This window comes from Fibrobacter sp. UBA2449 (assembly GCF_002342555.1).
Taxonomy (GTDB): Bacteria; Fibrobacterota; Fibrobacteria; order Fibrobacterales; family Fibrobacteraceae; genus Fibrobacter.
In genome coordinates, this window is sequence record NZ_DDQF01000012.1 from 249,903 (window position 1) to 265,488 (window position 15,586).

The window sequence follows — 15,586 nt, forward strand, 5'->3', positions numbered from 1 at the left end:
ACACTTTTCGTGCCTTCGGGTGTTTAAATGGCAAATGGGCTTTTCCATTTGCTATTTTTGCATGAAACGCGGGAACTTTTTTGAAATTTTGTATTAGTATCATCGCCTTGTTGCTCACGACCGCCGCCTTCGCGCAGGAGACGGCAGATTCCGCGCAGGTCCAGGGGATCACCTTTAACGGCGTGGTGCAGGATTCCTCCTTCGCCGCGGGCGAAAAGCTGAACGTGGAAATTCTCGAATCGGGCGAGGCTATCCAGACTGTCGTGGGCGAGCCCTTCCGCGCAATCCTCCCGGAAGATACGCTCTGGAACGTTTGTGTCACCAATTCCGATACTGCAGGCGCCGAGAAGGAAAAGTGCTACGAACTTGTCTATACTGGTAAGGAGCGCAGCTTCTCGCAGGCACTCGGCGACGGGTTTGCGGAGGATGCTGGTGTTCAGGTGGACTCTCTTGCCCCTACGGGGCTGCGGAGTGACGATGCAGGTGATTCTGCTGCCACAGCGGCTCTCGATTCCAGCGGGAACCAGGCTGCTCCCGAAAAGGATGTCGATGTAGACGCCCTCCTCGCCGCAGGCGGCAACGAGAAGGTGACCGAACTCAAGAAGGTCGTGGTGCAGTTGCGCAAGCGCCCCAAGCGCAAGCCGGGCGAATCGGTGGTTTCCACGAAGTCCATCAAGCGCATGCCGGGCCTCGCCGAGGCCGACGTCATCAAGAGTATCCAGGCGCTCCCGGGCGTAGTCGCGAGTTCCGATTTCAGTTCCAAGATTTACGTGCGCGGCGGTGCGGCCGACCAGAACCTGTTCCTGTTCGACAACGCAGTCGTCTATTCCCCGGTGCATTTCTTCGGGCTTTTCAGCACGTTCCTCGTGGAAGGCATCGACGATGTGCAGTTCTACAAGAGCGGGTTCCCGGCGCAGTACGGCAACCGCCTGAGTTCCGTCTTGAAGATGGACGGGCGCGCGGGCGGCCAGGATACCGTGGAGGAATGGTTCAGCAAGTCGAGCGTCAAGATAAGTACGTTTGCTGCACAGCTCCATACCGAAGGCCACAAGGGTGACGCCCGCTGGGTGATTGCAGGCCGCACAACCTACATCGGGTTCATGCTCGACCTGATGAATACCATAGGGCTTCTGGACCTTGCGCTGGATTACGAGTTTACCGACCTGCAGGGCACGTTCATGTACAACTTCACCGAGGATACCCGCCTCAAGTTCAGCTTCTACGTGGGCAAGGACCGCCTGAGTTTCGACCCGCTCTACATGGACTGGGGCAACGTCGCCATCCCGGTGAATATCTCGCACCGCATCAACGGCGACTGGGATTACAACGCGACGCTTGCCTATAGCCAGTTCTACCAGACCATGAAGGTGGGCGACCTCATGTCTATCGACATGTACCTGTACACATTCGCGGGCAAGCAATGGGTGAATTACCGCGGTATAGACAACCACACCTTCACTGCGGGCTACGAGCTGGAATACGATTACGAGCGTTACCAGGAGCAGATGTCCTCCATGAAGATTGCCGACATCCAGAAGCCTTTCCATCATGTAGCCTACGTGCAGGATTCCTGGAAGATGAATCCCGACTGGTTGCTGCAATACGGTTTGCGTTTCAATTACCAGACGGCCGCAGAACACTTTGGGGTGGAACCGCGTGCGTCGCTCACGGTGAATCTCGATGAAACCAAGACGCTCGAAGTCTATGGCGGCTACTACCTGCAATACCTGAACTCGATTGTCTATACCGACCAGGAGACGCTCAACGAATTCTACTACCCGGCGACCACGACCACGAAGGGCAAGCATATCGAACCCGCATCGTCATGGCTCATTGCTGCGGAATATACCCAGCGCGATCTGTTCAAGGACTACGACGCGACCGTGGGCGTGTATTACAAGACGCAGAACAACCTGAATACGTTCCAGGCGGTACTCGACAGCAACGAGGAAACTGCGTCCAAGGATTTTGTGGTGGCCGACGGTTTCGGGACGGCGGAAGGGTACTCCTTCGGTTACGAGCTCTCGCTGCGCAAGAATAAGGGCTGGTGGTTCGGCGGTGTCAATTGGAGCCAGGGCATAAGCGTCCTCAGGACAAACGACGGGACGAAACCGTATTTCCCGAGCTGGCACCAGCCTTACGCGCTGAAGATGGATCTGGGAATCAACTGGAAGGGTGACGAGGATGCCATCTGGAAACACGAAAAGAAGGGCCGCTACCTCCGTTCTTCGCTTGCCCTCAAGTATTCCGCCGGCATGCCCATCAGCGAATACAAGGGCTACTATCACAGGCATGAACTCGGCGACCAGGCATATACGGATAGAATAACGGTCCTGCCCGGAAGCCGCAATGCGGGCCGCCAGACGGATTACTTCCGCATCGACGTGAAGGCCATCGATGTCGGTCGCGAAGGCAAGTGGAATTTCAGCTGGACCATCATCAACCTGACCGATCACGACAATATGTTCTATAGTTTCTACGATACGAGCAAGAATCCGCCCGAGAAGACAGAAATTACGCAGTTCCCCTTTTTGCCGATTATGCTGAACTATGAATACTATTTCTAGACTCCTCTGCGCATTTGCGGTCGCGCTGCTGGTCGCCTGTGATTTCCACGGCCCGTGGGAGTACTATCCCGAGGAACGCGACGTGTATACGGGTATCTACACCTACGGTTATATCCTCGACGGGGGCGAATCCAGGGTCTGCTTCTCGAAGGTCTATGAACTCGACGAAACTTCTGCTGAAGGATTCGCGTTCTACGACAGTGCCTACGTGACGGTGACGGGAAAATTCCGCGACGGGAACGGAAACGAAATTGACACCGTGGTAGAAATCGGTGCCGAGATGCTGGAAAATCCGAACTGCTTTTCCAGGCCGCAGGCCAAGGGCGAATATCGCGGTATCGTCGGTGAAACATACACGATGGAAGCGTTTTTCAAGTGGGACAGCGCGGGCCAAACGGTAAAATCGACATATAGCGCGAAGGCGACGATTCCGCCGCCCGTGAAGGTCAAGGGGTTGAACGTGCCGAAGCAGGATGGAAGCTACGAATGGGTGGACTACAAGGAAGGCGACACCATTAGCGTCAAGTTCCTGGAATTCCCGCTGGACATGGAAACTGTCAAGTGCGCTCTTGACTACGACAAGTCCATCAAGGGCGTGATTTCCATATTGCAATACGGCATGGAGAACGAGGAATCGATGAACACGACCGTCAACAAGATGTTGAGCGGTCTCGTGGAACCGGATTCGGAAGGCTATACCGGGATTTCCATGCATGACCCGCTGGAAAAGATGGCGAATCTCGGCTACACGGCAAAGCAGAGCATCGCCGGAATCCAGGCGCTCGATACGCTGTTCCTGCCGAACATGATGATGCCGCTCGGGCCTGTGTCGGTCGTGTTCTACACGACGGACGAACACTACATCGACTATGAGAGCAAAGTAAAGGGCTCCGTCTCGGATTCGCGCGTCGTCCCGGAATCCAACATCGAAAACGGCATGGGCGTATTCAGCGGGATGGCAAAGTCGACATTCTCGTTCTATGTCGAAGGCGACGACGGAGTCTCGATGGAACACATCGCCTTCCGTAACTGCGACGAGACTTCGGGCGACAATTCCGACAGCTGGGATTCGCGCGGGTGCAGGCTCTACCAGGATGTCTATTGCTCGGGAATGACTCCCGCGGAAATGGAATCTCATGGTTATGGCCTTGTGGAGGCGAACTACGCTGCCCATCTGTATTACAAGTACGACGAATACCGGAGCGAAAAGACCTGCTATCCTTCGCTGGTGAAAGCGGCGATGATGAATGGTGAAGACAAATGGTCCGTGTACCTGCCCGACACCATTAGCGATGAGGACAAGTCCGATGCCTATGCCGACGGGTTGAAGCGCTACTGCATTGCAAGCGGCTTCAAGAGCAATTCCATCGCGGACTGCAGCGAACTCAAGGAACAGTGCCTGGAAAGCCCCGAAAGGAACAACTGCAAGGAATACCTGTGGAACTGGTGCGCCGACCGCGGCTGGCCAAATCGGATTGCCATCGATGATTCCACGTGTAGCAGCGCGCTTGTCAGCCGCTACTATCTGGAAGAGCAGAATTCGCCTATCCTGAAGCGCGAAGTGGATGCCCTTTGCGACTACTACAAGTTCCCGATTTGCAAAAACCGGTAATTTCTTGTTATCTTTTTTGCATGGAAAATGACTATCGCGACCTCATAAGCAGGAATATCGTGCAGGATATGATGGAAGGCGTTCTCGCCATCCGTTTTGACGGCACCATCAGCTACGTGAACAACGCTGCCGAAAAAATCCTGGGCCGCGACCGCACGGAGATGGAAGGGAAAAAATTCGCGAGCCTCTTTTTTGGGGACGAAGAAAACGACGAATTCAACCAGACCGTCCTCGATGCCATCTACGATTCCGATACCGTCCACGAGAAACTGGTTCCCTATTTCAAGGGCGACAAGATGGCCCAGCTGCACGTTATCACTTCCGTGTTGCGGAACATGGGCGAGAAGGTGGGCGTGGTTACCGTCATCGGCGACGTTACCGAGCTTGCGGAACTCAAGATTCGCTCGGCAGAACAGACGAAGCGCCTGCTCGATTCCATCGTCAAGACACTTTCGCAGGCCATCGACGAGCGATCCTCCTATACGGCGAACCATACGCGCAATATGGTGCATATCGCCGAGGCTTTCCTGACATGGCTCGAAACGACGGACCATTCCTGGAAATTCGACGAGGACCGCCGCAGGAATTTTCTCATGAGCGTATGGCTGCACGATGTGGGCAAGCTCGCCGTGCCGCTCGAAATCATGGATAAGGCGAGCCGCCTCGGCCCGAAGCTCAAGGACATCGAGAGTCGCTTCGAAAAGATCGACCTGCTTGAGGAACTCGCCGTATTCAAGAACCGGATGCCTGCATGCGACATGGAAAAGCGCAAGCAGGACAGGGATTTTTTCCTCGCCGAAATCAGGCGCATCAATAACGCGGGCTTCGTTCCCGACGAAGCTCTCGCGTTCCTGGAGAATGCCAGAATGGTGACATACCGCGATACGGACGGGACGGAACATCCGCTGCTTACCCCCGAAGAAATCCAGGATATTTCCATCCGCAAGGGAACGCTGAACGACGCGGAAAGGAACATCATCCAGAGCCACGTCACCGTGACGCGCAGGATCTTGAAACAAATCGATTTCCCAGAAAAGTATATGGATGTTGCCGCTTGGGCTTCCGAACATCACGAACTCTTGAACGGCAGGGGCTACCCCGACCATCTCGTAAACGAGAAAATCCCGAGGGAAGTCCGCTTGCTGACGATTCTCGATATTTTCGAGGCGCTTACCGCAAAAGATCGTCCGTACAAGAAACCGATGCCTATCGAAAAGGCGTTCTTCGTGTTGCACGACATGGAAAAGCACGGCGAGGTCGATGGCGAAATCCTCGGCTGGTTCGAACAAAGTCACGCATGGGAACAGTTGTAACTGTAGTTTATTATGCAGAAAGTTGAAACATGGTACAAGGCTGAGGGCTTTTGCCCTGTAGAAGATTTTGAACTCGCGAGCTACCTGCTTTTCGAGGCGGGAGTGGCGACTCTCGAGGAACTGGACCCGAAGGCGGAAGGCCGCTCGGATTTTTGTTTTTATTCCGGGGATAAGGCGGAACGCGACCGCATCGTGGCGGAGTTCCCGCAGTATGGCTGGACGCTGAGCGAAGAGCCTGCAAAGGATTGGGACAAGTGGTGGCGCGACCGCGCGCAGCCGGTGTCTGTTTCTCCGCGTTTGTGGGTGCGACCTCCCTGGGTGGAATTCACGCCCGACGACCCGAAGGCCGTGGTGCTGGAACTTGAAGCGAAAACCGCATTCGGGACGGGCGAACACGATACCACGAGCAGCTGCGCTACGCTCATGGAAAATATCGATTTCAACGGCAAGTCGGTTCTCGATATCGGTACGGGTACGGGCATTCTCGCGATGTTCGCCCGCCGCCTGGGGGCAAAGCTTGCTGTCGGTACCGAAATCGACCCGCTCACGATTCCCTGCATTGCCGAAAACTTTGAACGCAACGGCTTTGGCGAAAGTGACTGCATCCTCGGATTCCTGGATGCGTTCAAGGATGGCGCGAAGTTCGACGTTATCCTCTGCAACATGATCCGTAGCGAACTCTGGCCGCTTCGTGACGACATCGAAGACTTGCTTGCCCCCGGTGGCGAGCTGATTATCTCGGGCCAGCTCCTGACCGAAAAGGATTACATTTTCAAGTGGTTTGACGAAGCCGGCTTCAAGGTGAAAGTCGAACGCGAAAGCGGCGAATGGTGGAGTGTGCTTGCACACTCCTGAATGAGCCGCGCAGCGGAGACAAATGCGTAAGGCGAGAGTCGCGACCGTGCTTGCACGGGCATGACCGAGCCTAGCATTTGGTAAAATCACGAAGTGATTTTACAATGGTGGAGTGTGCTTGCACACTCCTGAATAAAAGGTAGCGTATTATCTTCCCCGTTTGAACGAACTGAACTGTACCGGGGAATTGTCTTTTTTCCCGCCAGGTTTGCGGTCGCTGTGGAAACTCCTGCGTTCTCCGCTCTTGAAATTATTTCCGCGTTTGTCGCGTGATTCGCTATTTCCGTTGTTGCCAAACTGCGTGGCGCGCCTTTCCTTGCGGGCGGAATTTTCCCAGCGGCCTTTCTCGCCTGACTTTTTCGGCACGATTGTGGTGGAGCGCGCTTCCCGCTTCTGCTGTTCGCGCTCGCGGTATTCCGCATTGCTTTCGCGTTCCTTGCTCGGGAAAAACTCCTTGCCTTCTGCCTTCGCGCTGCGGCTCAATAGCAGTCGCCCGATCTTCCCGAGTTTTAAACGTTCAAGCGTCGCGCGGATTTGCGGGCGGTTCTCTGGAATGTACCAGAAGAAGAACTGTCTCTGGCTCTTCTTCTGCTCGGGTGTCTTTGCCACGTAAAGCGGCTTGCCGTCCGGCGTCATTTCGGAATAGAACATCTCGGTCGCGATTGTCATCGGCGTGGGGGTAAAGTCCTGCACCTGTTCCAGCTGGAACCCGAGCTGCTTTGTCTCGAGGGCGAGTTCCGCCATGTCGGCCTCGGTACATCCGGGGTGACTGCTGATAAAGTAAGGTATAATCTGCTGACGCTTGCCGATGCGCTTGCATTCGTCGTCGAAGAATTCCTTGAACTTGTGGAACAGCGTAAAGCTCGGCTTGCGCATGAGCTTGAGCACTTCGTCGCTTGTATGTTCCGGCGCCACCTTCAGGCGTCCGCTCACGTGGTAGTCGATGAGCTCGCGGGCGTATTCCTCGTGGTCGCGGCGCAGTTCTTCGTCATCCGTTTCTTGCAACAGCATGTCGTAACGCACGCCGCTCCCGATAAACAGGTGCTTTACCTTCGGGTGGTTGCGCACTTCGCGGTAGAGACTCAGAATCTCGGCATGGTGCGTGTCCATGTTGTCGCAAATCTTGGGCGTGAGGCAGCTCGGTCGTGCGCATTTTTGGCATCGGCTCTGGTCGCGTCCGCGCATGTTGTACATGTTCGCGCTCGGGCCGCCCAAATCAGTGATGGTTCCGGCAAAGCCGTCCATCTTCGTTATCAAATCCACTTCGCGCAGAATGCTTTCGCGGCTACGGCTTGCGATAAATTTGCCCTGGTGTGCGTTGATGGCGCAAAAACTGCAACCGCCGAAACAACCGCGGTGCGTGTTGATACTGAACTTTATCATGTCGAACGCGGGCACGTTGCCGCGCTTCTTGTAACGCGGATGCGGTTCGCGCGCGTACGGGTATTCAAAGCTCTCGTCTAACTCGCCGTATTCGAGCGGCGGGTACGCGGGGTTAATCACGACAGTCTGTTCCGCGACATCCTGCAATATGCGGCGCTGGAACCACTTGTTGCATTCGATATCCACCTTGCGGCAGTTCTCTATCTGGTTCCGCTTGCTCTCGAGGCATTCCTCGTAGCTGGCGAGCCGCAGGTCTTCCCACTGGTTGCTCTTCGGCACATTCCCCTTGGGCGCCAAGTATGCGGTTTGCGGTATGGAATGCAGGCTCGAGAACGGCACGCCTTTTTTCAAGAGTCGCACCATCTCCTTCAGGGGCTTTTCGCCCATGCCGTAAACGAGAAGGTCCGCCTGCGTATCGAACAGGATGCTCGGTTTGAGCCTGTCGCTCCAGTAGTCGTAATGCGTCACGCGGCGCAGGCTCGATTCCAGCCCGCCAATCATCAGCGGCACGTCGGGATAGAGCTTCTTCAAAATCTTTGCGTAGGTGTACGTCGCGTAATCCGGACGGAAACCCGCCTTGTTGCCGGGAGTGAACGCGTCGTCGCTTCTCAGGCGTTTTGCGGCGGTGTAGTGGTTCACCATGCTGTCCATGCCGCTACTGATTGCGAAGAACATTCGCGGCTTGCCAAGCTTCTTGAAGTCGCGCAGGTCATCGCGCCAGTTGGGTTGCGGCAGAATCGCGACCCGCAAGCCCTCGTGCTCGAAGAGCCTTGCCACCACGGCATGCCCGAAGCACGGGTGGTCCACGTAGGCATCTGCGCTGATGATAATCACGTCCACGTAATCCCAGCCGAGTTCGTCTAGGTCTTCCTTGCAGATGGGGAGGAATCGCGGGTCGTACATGAGGATGAAAATAGAAATTTTTGAAGCGGCTATCGCTAGCCGAGGAAAAGCTTTTGGTTGATTTCTATTTCGATGCCGACATAGGCGGTGCCGAACTTCTTGCGAAGCGAGGTGGTAAGTCCGTCCGACTTGCCGAGGTAGGGATAGTTCCGCCGGATCTTAAGTCCGGGGGCGCGCGCCTGGATTTCCTTGATGATGGAGGTTGCGACCTGCGTTTCCCATGCGCGTGCGGGGTCGTAGAGTATTCCGATATCCGCGTTTCTTACAACGTTGTTTAGTACCGGAGTGAAACTATGAATGCCGAGGTGGATGACGCAAGGAGCGCCCAGGCCTTCTCCTTGGGCCTCCGCATTAGCGACCGCCTTGGCAACGAAAGACTCGACGGCATCGTGGTGCCGCTTCCAGATTTTGAAAATCCTGTCGCGGGTAAACCCTTTTAGCTCGCGAGAATATTCCGAAAGGATGTCCGGATGATTTTCGCTGCGGTTCAGGTCGATGACGAGTCTCGAAAATTTGCCTGCGATGTAGAAATCGGGATGCAGCCTGCGGACGAGCCTGCGATAGACTCCATAAGCGCCGATGTCGTATCCTCGGTGGGATTCGAGGACCTCTTTCGGGATGTGCAAGAATCTCGGCACGGCGTTGCTTGCGTGCTCGCAGGTAATGACGAGTGCCGGGAATTTCTGTTTCATGCGCTATTTCTTTTCTACGACGAGGATGTTCCCGTCGTAGGTCATGACTCCGAGGAGGATGCTATGGATGAGCCTGAACTTGTCGACCTTGTAGTAGGGGCCGTTTGCCATGGGGTTGGTACAGTCGGGGTCGGCAACGAGGAATTGCTTCTTTTGGTCGAGCCCGTAGAGGACCACGAAATGCCCCATGGGGTCGCCATGGATGTCGTCGAAAACGGACTGGTCCTTGTCGTTGGTATACTCGCGGGGACTGCGGTAGAGGTAGGTGGCGCTGAGCCCGCAGAGGACGGGAATGTCGCGCTTGAAGTAGTGCTCGAACATGCTCGCGCGCAGATCGGCTGTCGCGACGGTCCCGCCCAAATCCAGGAAGCGGATATAGGCTTCGATGGCCTTGCGTAGCTTGGGCGCGTGCTTTGCCTTGTGGAGCTTTTCCAGCTTTTCGCGGAGCTCGGGCATCTTCAGCTTGCTCCAGGTGGGGTCAAAAATCTTGAGGTTGTACGAATAAATGGTCGCCTTGAACCCGCGCTTGAGAGCGTCGATTCCGAGAAAGACGCCCAACGTGCCGCCTTCCTCAAGGAACTCGATTTCGGAGATGAGCTTTTCGAGTGGTATCTTGTAGCCAAGGTGCGAATACACCGCGTGAAGGCTGGTCGGTCCGCACGTGACATCGTCTGGCTGAGGGAGAATCTTGATTTCCATCTTTTTGCCTCGATTCGAACGTGGCGGTTTGATACACAAATCGTCGGGCGAAATATACAATTTAATTCGCCGTTTGGCTCTTGCCTTTGCCCTTTATGAAACGGGGTGTTTCATAAAAAGCGCGAAAAAACGCAAAAATCATAAAAAACGATTGAAAATTTTAAAATTTTGTTGATTTTGTTTCATAGATTAGGTAAATTATAGACGAGGAACCATGAAACCGATAACGGAATATGTGGATTACCGCGAATACATGCGGGACTATTACGGGGAACGCAAGAGGGTCTCGTATTTTTCGTGGCGTGAGTTCGCGAAACTCGCCGGGTTCACGTCGTCGGGATACCTGAAGCTTGTCTGTGACGGCAAGACGCGCCTGAGCCGGGTTGGGGCGGTGAAGGTGGCCGGTGCCATGGGCCTTGCGGGATTCAGTTCGCAGTATTTTTGCCTGCTGGTGGAATACTGCGATGAGTCCGACGAGAAAGTTCGTCTCGAAATCTATTCCCGGATGCGCGCCCTGGTGGAGGAGAATGGGGTGCGTATCCTGGGAGCCGAGGCGTTCGACTATTTCAAGTCATGGGTGAATCCGGTGGTGCGCGAACTGGCTCCGATTATGCCGGGTGCCAAGCCTTCCGAAATTGCCAAGATGTGCGTGCCCGAGGTGACGGCGGGCGAGGTCCGCAATGCGCTTACGCTTATGGTGCAGGCGGGTCTGCTGCAGTTGAAACCCGATGGATCCTACGTGCAGACCAACAAGGGCCTGTCGGGCAACCCTCAGTTGATTTCGAGCGCAATCCTTGCGCTGCAGAAACAGCTCGCGATGCTTGCCGCCGATGCAATCGATTACACATCCCGCGAAGACCGCAACATCTCGGGCCTTACCTTCGGCGTGGACGAAAAGACCCTGTGGCACCTTTCCGAAGAAGTGGACCGCTTTCGCGAGAAAGTCAAGGGCATTCTTTCGAAAGTCGAATCTTACGATCGCGTTTATAGATTAAATTTACAGTTGTTCCCTCTCAGTTCACCACTTGGAGAAAAAGATGCTTGATATAAAGTTTATTTGCAATAAACAATCCCTGTCCGGGATTCTAGTTTCTCTGAGCTTGGTACTTTCCGGTTGCGTCGGTTTTACCGAGGACTGGTTTGTCTGTGGGGATGCCAGTGAATCTGCCTCGCCTGGGGTGGAGCAGGCTTTGTCCCCTTATTATAATGCGGCTCGCTTTGTTGCATCTGGCAAAGTGGATGTGGATAAGAAGAAGGATTCGGTCACGATAGTGCTGGAAACGCTCGGCGGTTGCATCAAGGAAGGCGATGCTTTTGACTGGGACTGGGACTTCTATTTCGCGGATTCGAAGACGTATGCCTACGGTTTCCGGGATGATACGCTCTTGCTCTCGAGAATCTATGAACCTGACCCGTATGAAGTGAACCAGGAAAGATACGAGGAATCGTTTATCTTCGTGGGCGGTACGTCGGGTAAGCTTGATGGAATCTGGAAAAATACGCAGTGCCGCTACCGTGAAGAAAAAATGGCCTGCATGAATGATGGTTACGATCAGTATTTCAAGTTCGATGGCGACAGGGTGGAATACCGCATCGCGGACCGCGAAGGTTACGACTACATGCAGACGGTCTTTGTGGACCAGCTGTTCGAGTTCCTCGGGGACGGCGGCTCCATCCAGCTGGAAACGCCCTATTACTATTCGGATACGAAATACGGACAGGAACGCTCTGGTGTCGAAATCCTGGAAAAGACGAACACTGCGATGAAGTTTGCCTATGCCGACATGACGTTCGATTTGACCGTGGATTACGCCCGCTATGGCGACAGCCTGCACGTAACGCTCAAGTCGGGCGACGTGAGCTGCGTGGGGACGGTCCGCGAAACGACCTTGCCCGAAATGTGTTCGGACGGCAATGCGGATTACTTATATAAGTCGAGTTCGGGCGCGTTTACGTACAGGCGGATGAATTCCCGCGAGTTCGAGGCCTGCATCGACGGCATTCTCGGCCGCGAGCAGAACGAATGACGCTCTGCGCACGCTAGGCGCAAAGGAAAAAGTTAGGAGGAATACGGATGGTTTGGAGAAAAATTGCAGGAGGCATGGCGGCGTTGACCCTTTGCTTGCCTCTGCTTGTGCATGCTGCCGGAAAGTCGGATGGCAAACCGCTTGATGTCGGTGTCCGTCTGGGGGCGCAGATTTCGAATCTTATGACGGATGCGAATTGGGGACCGTATCCCGATATCTCGGGGCCGGGCGGAGTGCTTTCGGTTGATTTCTCGCATGGGTTTACGGATAACTTTTACCTGCATACGGCACTTGGGCTGGATTACCGCACCTTCTATGCTTATGGCGAAATCGGCATCCCTTGTGCTGCTCTCGAAGGCGAGGAATCGTGTGGCGGCTACTGGGAAGGCTACGACGTAAATTCGTTTTTTTATCTGGAAATCCCGGTAATGGCGCAGTGGCGCACGTCAGCGCTGTTCTTGGAAGCGGGACCGGTCGTCGACATTCTGCTTCGCATGAACGATGACTACATTTTGCCCGAAAAGTATCGGAACGACAGGTGCTATGAGGACAAACGCTTCGGTGCGGGTGTCGTCGCGGGAGTCGGCCACATGTTCGATTTCGGGCTTTCGATAGATGCGCGTGTGTCGTTCCAGTTTACCGACTTGGTCGAGGGGGACAAGAAATGTCTCACGATGCATTCCGAGGAAGTTGAGATGCGCTTTGACTCCGAGACGGAAGAGACGACAACTAGGGTTCTCTGGGAATCCGACGAGTATATGGGCGGTAGCTACTACAAGCTGCTGAAATACCAGATTGGTATCGGCTACTGGTTCTAGGGTGTAGCGCCTTCGCTTTTCTTGGCTTCGCGCTCTTCGGCCTCGCGTTTTGAATAGGCGCAGCCGCAGTAGTTTTGACGGTAGAGGTTGTATTCGGCGGAGAGCTCGATGGAACGCTTATTGCCGCCCTTGCGCTTGAAGTCGCTGGGGAGCGCCTTGACGCCGTAGATTTCGCCCTGTTCCTTCGCGACCACGTTCAGCACCTGTTCGTCCTTCTTGGGGCTGATGGTGAGTGTTGTGGTAAAATAGTCGAATCCCATCTCCTTCGCGAGCTTTGCCGTTTCGCCGAGACGCAGCTCAAAACACTTGCGGCAGCGCTTGCCGCCCTCTTTCTCGTCTTCGAGCCCGCGTGCGATATCGTAGAATTTTTTTGGGTCGTATTCGCCTTCGATAAATTCCACCGGATACTTTGTCTTGAATTCGCTTACGAACCGCCTGATTTCGGCGACGCGGTGGGCGTATTCCTCGGAAGGGGCGATATTCGGGTTGTAGTAGAAAATCGTTATCTTGAAGAACTGTGAGAGGTACTCGATGCAGTAGGTGCTGCAGGGCCCGCAGCAGGCGTGCATCAAAAGCGTAGGGACAATGCCCTTGCGCTGGTTCCAGCGGATGATGTAGCCGAGGTCGCGCTGGTAGTTGTGATACGCTTCGGGCATTCCGTGAACCTCTTGCTAGTCCCAGTTGAGCGTCCCGAACGCGGTTATCCAGAAGCAGACTGTCGCGACGATGGCGAAAAGCCCCATGACGGTCTTTTCCTTGTGGCTCGTGCTGAAGAGCACCGTGGCGGCATAGAACGTGAGGTAGACCGCGAAGAAGAACGCAAGGATGCGCGTAATCATGAACGGGATAATTTCGGGAATGATGCGGCCCGCGCTGAGCAGCACGAACATCGCGACAAGCTGCATGCAGATGGGGACGATGAACGCCTTGCGCACTTCCTTGGGCACCACCTTGTTGCGGCCGTTCATGGCGTACATGCCGAGCGGTGCGCCGAACGCGAGTGCCACGTTCAGTGCGATGGACGGCAGAAAGAAAACTGCCCCGATGATGGTCGCGATAATCATGCCGTAAAGATAAAAAAACGACCCCTTCAGGTAAAGGAGGTAACCTAAAGGGGTCAGGGAGTGTTTGGGTACTTATAAGATACCTATTTTCGGGCCCCGTGTCGATAAAAAACGTAGGTTTCTTGTTTACGGCCGTGAACATGGCAAATCCCCAAAAGTGGCTTTTTTAGGCGAAAATCGCCGAATTTCGGGGTGTACACGGTGGCTACGGGCTGGTTACGGGCGGGTTAGAACAGGATTTTTGAAGAAATTTGCGCATGCGTGGGTCGGATTTCCCCTCCGCCGGTTTTCTTGAAGGTGGCGATGAGGGTGAACTCCAGGAAGTCGCCGGACAGGCGCGTCTCGCTCCGGATTTGCGTGTTGTCGAGAGGGTGCGAGTCGGGGGCCACGAGCGAGAGTCTGAACAGGTTTTCACGCTTGCCGGGGAGGTTTTCGGAAACGGTGGCGCCGATTTCGAGGCGCGGCCGTTTCCATGTCGCTTCTGCGCGGTCGTGCTGCGTTCGTGCGCTGCCTGTGAATGTAGCCCTGAACGTGCCGAAGTCGAATGCGGACTGTAATGTTCCTTGATAAATAGTTTGTCTGCAATCTTCCGAGGCTTCGCGGCAGGTAATCTTGGCGCCGCCGCGGATAGTTGGCGGCCCGCTTTCGATATCCAGCGCGAGCCTTCCCGAAATGCTGTCGGAGTGAAGCGGCGATAGGATGCGGACGCTCGCCGAGACCCGCGTGTCGAAAAATTCCTTGGCGCGGAACGTGAGGTTCTGCGTTGTCCAGAATTGGTTCTTGAGGATGCTTGCGCTCAGGCGAGTGGACGCGGGAACGCTGTCACCGTGGATGTAGCCGGTGGTGCGCCAGGAGACGGACGATGAATCCCTGCTGTGTAGCTGGTATTTTATGAGCGGGGCGCCTGCTCCGAATAGCTGCCAGTATGCGACTTGCCCGAAGGGGAAGCCGGCCTGCGCCATGACGGAATACGTGTCTGCGGTTTTCCATAGCGACGCCCCTGCCGCGAACGCCTTGCCGTGTGTGTATCCGACATGTGCCCGCGAGGTTCCGGAAGTGTCGATGAGCCCGCCGAGGTCAAATGTGCCGCGGCTCGGCGTGCCGAAGGAGTAGGCGAGTGCGGTTCCCCAGAGTGTGTCGGTGGGTATGGCGCTCTTGAGTTCTCGTGTGGAAATCTGCCCGAAGTGCGCCTCTCCATGCTTGTTTTTGTAAGTGAGCAGCTCCTGCGTGCCGAGCCGCAGCGTTAGCCTGTGGAGGTTGAAGAGGAATTCCTCGCGGTGGGTATCGACGTGGCCTGCGGAATCGAACCTCATTTTTGCCGCAAGGTGCCCTCCGTATTTTTTTTGCGCCTTCGGGGTGCGCTTCCTGCTGGCGGCCTTCATCTCGCAGGGCTCGCTCACATAGATTTCGGCGAGTGCGCATGCCTCCTGTGCGTTGCCCTCGTCGAGCAGAGAAAGCATCTCGTTCGCCTCCTCCGCCTCGATGGTCCCGTCGTCCCACCATTCGAATATTTGCGCTTCGGACAGCCCTGCGGAATGGGGCGCGGGCGGGAGAATGGCCCAAAGCATCGCGATGGCCTTTGCCAGGGTTCTGTTTGCGGTTCCGCACCGCTCTTTTTTTGCTTTCATGTTTGCCTCTACCTATAAAAACGAT

General features: G+C 55.2%; 13 protein-coding genes. 7 read left to right on the plus strand and 6 right to left on the minus strand.

Annotated elements, in window-relative coordinates:
* Positions 1–80 precede the first annotated feature (80 nt).
* From B4B27_RS08715 to B4B27_RS08730, 4 genes are read left to right on the plus strand one after another with little or no spacing between them, the layout of a single operon-like run.
* Positions 81–2,567, plus strand: a complete 2,487-nt coding sequence (locus B4B27_RS08715) for a TonB-dependent receptor plug domain-containing protein (RefSeq protein ID WP_290725706.1) — start codon at positions 81–83, stop codon at positions 2,565–2,567.
* Positions 2,551–4,179 (plus strand): hypothetical protein, encoded by a 1,629-nt coding sequence (locus tag B4B27_RS08720; protein WP_290725708.1) that lies wholly within the window; start codon positions 2,551–2,553, stop codon positions 4,177–4,179. Before B4B27_RS08715 ends, B4B27_RS08720 begins: the two co-directional genes overlap by 17 nt.
* Before the next feature lie 20 nt (positions 4,180–4,199).
* Positions 4,200–5,492: an HD domain-containing phosphohydrolase gene (locus B4B27_RS08725; RefSeq protein ID WP_290725710.1), complete on the plus strand. Its 1,293-nt coding sequence runs from the start codon at positions 4,200–4,202 to the stop codon at positions 5,490–5,492.
* A gap of 12 nt (positions 5,493–5,504) precedes the next feature.
* Positions 5,505–6,347: a 50S ribosomal protein L11 methyltransferase gene (locus B4B27_RS08730; protein WP_290725712.1), complete on the plus strand. Its 843-nt coding sequence runs from the start codon at positions 5,505–5,507 to the stop codon at positions 6,345–6,347.
* Positions 6,348–6,494: 147 nt separating this feature from the next.
* Here B4B27_RS08730 and B4B27_RS08735 read toward each other — a convergent pair whose 3' ends face one another.
* Genes B4B27_RS08735 through B4B27_RS08745 form a run of 3 tightly spaced genes read right to left on the minus strand, consistent with a single transcriptional unit; the run spans position 6,495 to position 10,024 of the window.
* Entirely contained in the window at positions 6,495–8,633 is a 2,139-nt protein-coding gene (locus B4B27_RS08735) for a YgiQ family radical SAM protein (RefSeq protein WP_290725714.1), read from the minus strand.
* A 35-nt stretch (positions 8,634–8,668) separates the two neighbouring features.
* Positions 8,669–9,325, minus strand: a complete 657-nt coding sequence (locus B4B27_RS08740; protein ID WP_290725716.1) for an N-formylglutamate amidohydrolase — start codon at positions 9,323–9,325, stop codon at positions 8,669–8,671.
* Between the two features lie 3 nt (positions 9,326–9,328).
* Positions 9,329–10,024, minus strand: coding sequence for a peptidase-C39 like family protein (locus B4B27_RS08745; protein ID WP_290725718.1), 696 nt, complete (start codon positions 10,022–10,024; stop codon positions 9,329–9,331).
* A 214-nt stretch (positions 10,025–10,238) separates the two neighbouring features.
* Between B4B27_RS08745 and B4B27_RS08750 the strand changes: the two genes are divergently transcribed.
* The 3 genes from B4B27_RS08750 to B4B27_RS08760 all read left to right on the plus strand — a co-directional run bounded on the left by B4B27_RS08750 (position 10,239) and on the right by B4B27_RS08760 (position 12,869).
* Complete coding sequence (locus B4B27_RS08750; RefSeq protein WP_173366729.1) at positions 10,239–11,069, plus strand: TIGR02147 family protein; 831 nt, start codon at positions 10,239–10,241, stop codon at positions 11,067–11,069.
* A complete protein-coding gene (locus tag B4B27_RS08755) occupies positions 11,062–12,051 on the plus strand; it encodes a hypothetical protein (RefSeq protein WP_290725721.1) in 990 nt (329 codons plus the stop codon). The genes B4B27_RS08750 and B4B27_RS08755 overlap by 8 nt, the downstream gene beginning before the upstream one ends.
* Before the next feature lie 74 nt (positions 12,052–12,125).
* Entirely contained in the window at positions 12,126–12,869 is a 744-nt protein-coding gene (locus tag B4B27_RS08760) for an outer membrane beta-barrel protein (RefSeq protein ID WP_290725723.1), read from the plus strand.
* Here B4B27_RS08760 and B4B27_RS08765 read toward each other — a convergent pair.
* The 3 genes from B4B27_RS08765 to B4B27_RS08775 form a co-directional block, all read right to left on the minus strand.
* The gene (locus B4B27_RS08765) at positions 12,866–13,525 is read right to left on the minus strand and encodes an epoxyqueuosine reductase QueH (RefSeq protein ID WP_290725725.1); all 660 of its coding nucleotides are present in this window, start codon (positions 13,523–13,525) and stop codon (positions 12,866–12,868) included. The two genes, B4B27_RS08760 and B4B27_RS08765, sit on opposite strands and share 4 nt — an antisense overlap.
* 15 nt (positions 13,526–13,540) lie before the next feature.
* A complete protein-coding gene (locus B4B27_RS08770; protein ID WP_290725727.1) occupies positions 13,541–13,933 on the minus strand; it encodes a hypothetical protein in 393 nt (130 codons plus the stop codon).
* Between the two features lie 227 nt (positions 13,934–14,160).
* Positions 14,161–15,561 carry a hypothetical protein gene (locus tag B4B27_RS08775; protein WP_290725729.1) on the minus strand — a complete coding sequence of 467 codons (1,401 nt, stop codon included), beginning with the start codon at positions 15,559–15,561 and terminating at the stop codon, positions 14,161–14,163.
* Positions 15,562–15,586: the final 25 nt, after the last annotated feature.

What these genes read in the sequence shown, in the direction of transcription:
- B4B27_RS08725 (WP_290725710.1), top strand. Translation starts at nt 4,200, where the DNA reads ATGGAAAATGACTATCGCGACCTCATAAGCAGGAATATCGTGCAGGAT.
- B4B27_RS08720 (WP_290725708.1), top strand. Translation starts at nt 2,551, where the DNA reads ATGAATACTATTTCTAGACTCCTCTGCGCATTTGCGGTCGCGCTGCTG.
- B4B27_RS08760 (WP_290725723.1), top strand. Translation starts at nt 12,126, where the DNA reads ATGGCGGCGTTGACCCTTTGCTTGCCTCTGCTTGTGCATGCTGCCGGA.
- B4B27_RS08755 (WP_290725721.1), top strand. Translation starts at nt 11,062, where the DNA reads ATGCTTGATATAAAGTTTATTTGCAATAAACAATCCCTGTCCGGGATT.
- B4B27_RS08735 (WP_290725714.1), bottom strand. Translation starts at nt 8,633, where the DNA reads ATGTACGACCCGCGATTCCTCCCCATCTGCAAGGAAGACCTAGACGAA.
- B4B27_RS08750 (WP_173366729.1), top strand. Translation starts at nt 10,239, where the DNA reads ATGAAACCGATAACGGAATATGTGGATTACCGCGAATACATGCGGGAC.
- B4B27_RS08775 (WP_290725729.1), bottom strand. Translation starts at nt 15,561, where the DNA reads ATGAAAGCAAAAAAAGAGCGGTGCGGAACCGCAAACAGAACCCTGGCA.
- B4B27_RS08770 (WP_290725727.1), bottom strand. Translation starts at nt 13,933, where the DNA reads ATGATTATCGCGACCATCATCGGGGCAGTTTTCTTTCTGCCGTCCATC.
- B4B27_RS08765 (WP_290725725.1), bottom strand. Translation starts at nt 13,525, where the DNA reads ATGCCCGAAGCGTATCACAACTACCAGCGCGACCTCGGCTACATCATC.
- B4B27_RS08740 (WP_290725716.1), bottom strand. Translation starts at nt 9,325, where the DNA reads ATGAAACAGAAATTCCCGGCACTCGTCATTACCTGCGAGCACGCAAGC.
- B4B27_RS08730 (WP_290725712.1), top strand. Translation starts at nt 5,505, where the DNA reads ATGCAGAAAGTTGAAACATGGTACAAGGCTGAGGGCTTTTGCCCTGTA.
- B4B27_RS08745 (WP_290725718.1), bottom strand. Translation starts at nt 10,024, where the DNA reads ATGGAAATCAAGATTCTCCCTCAGCCAGACGATGTCACGTGCGGACCG.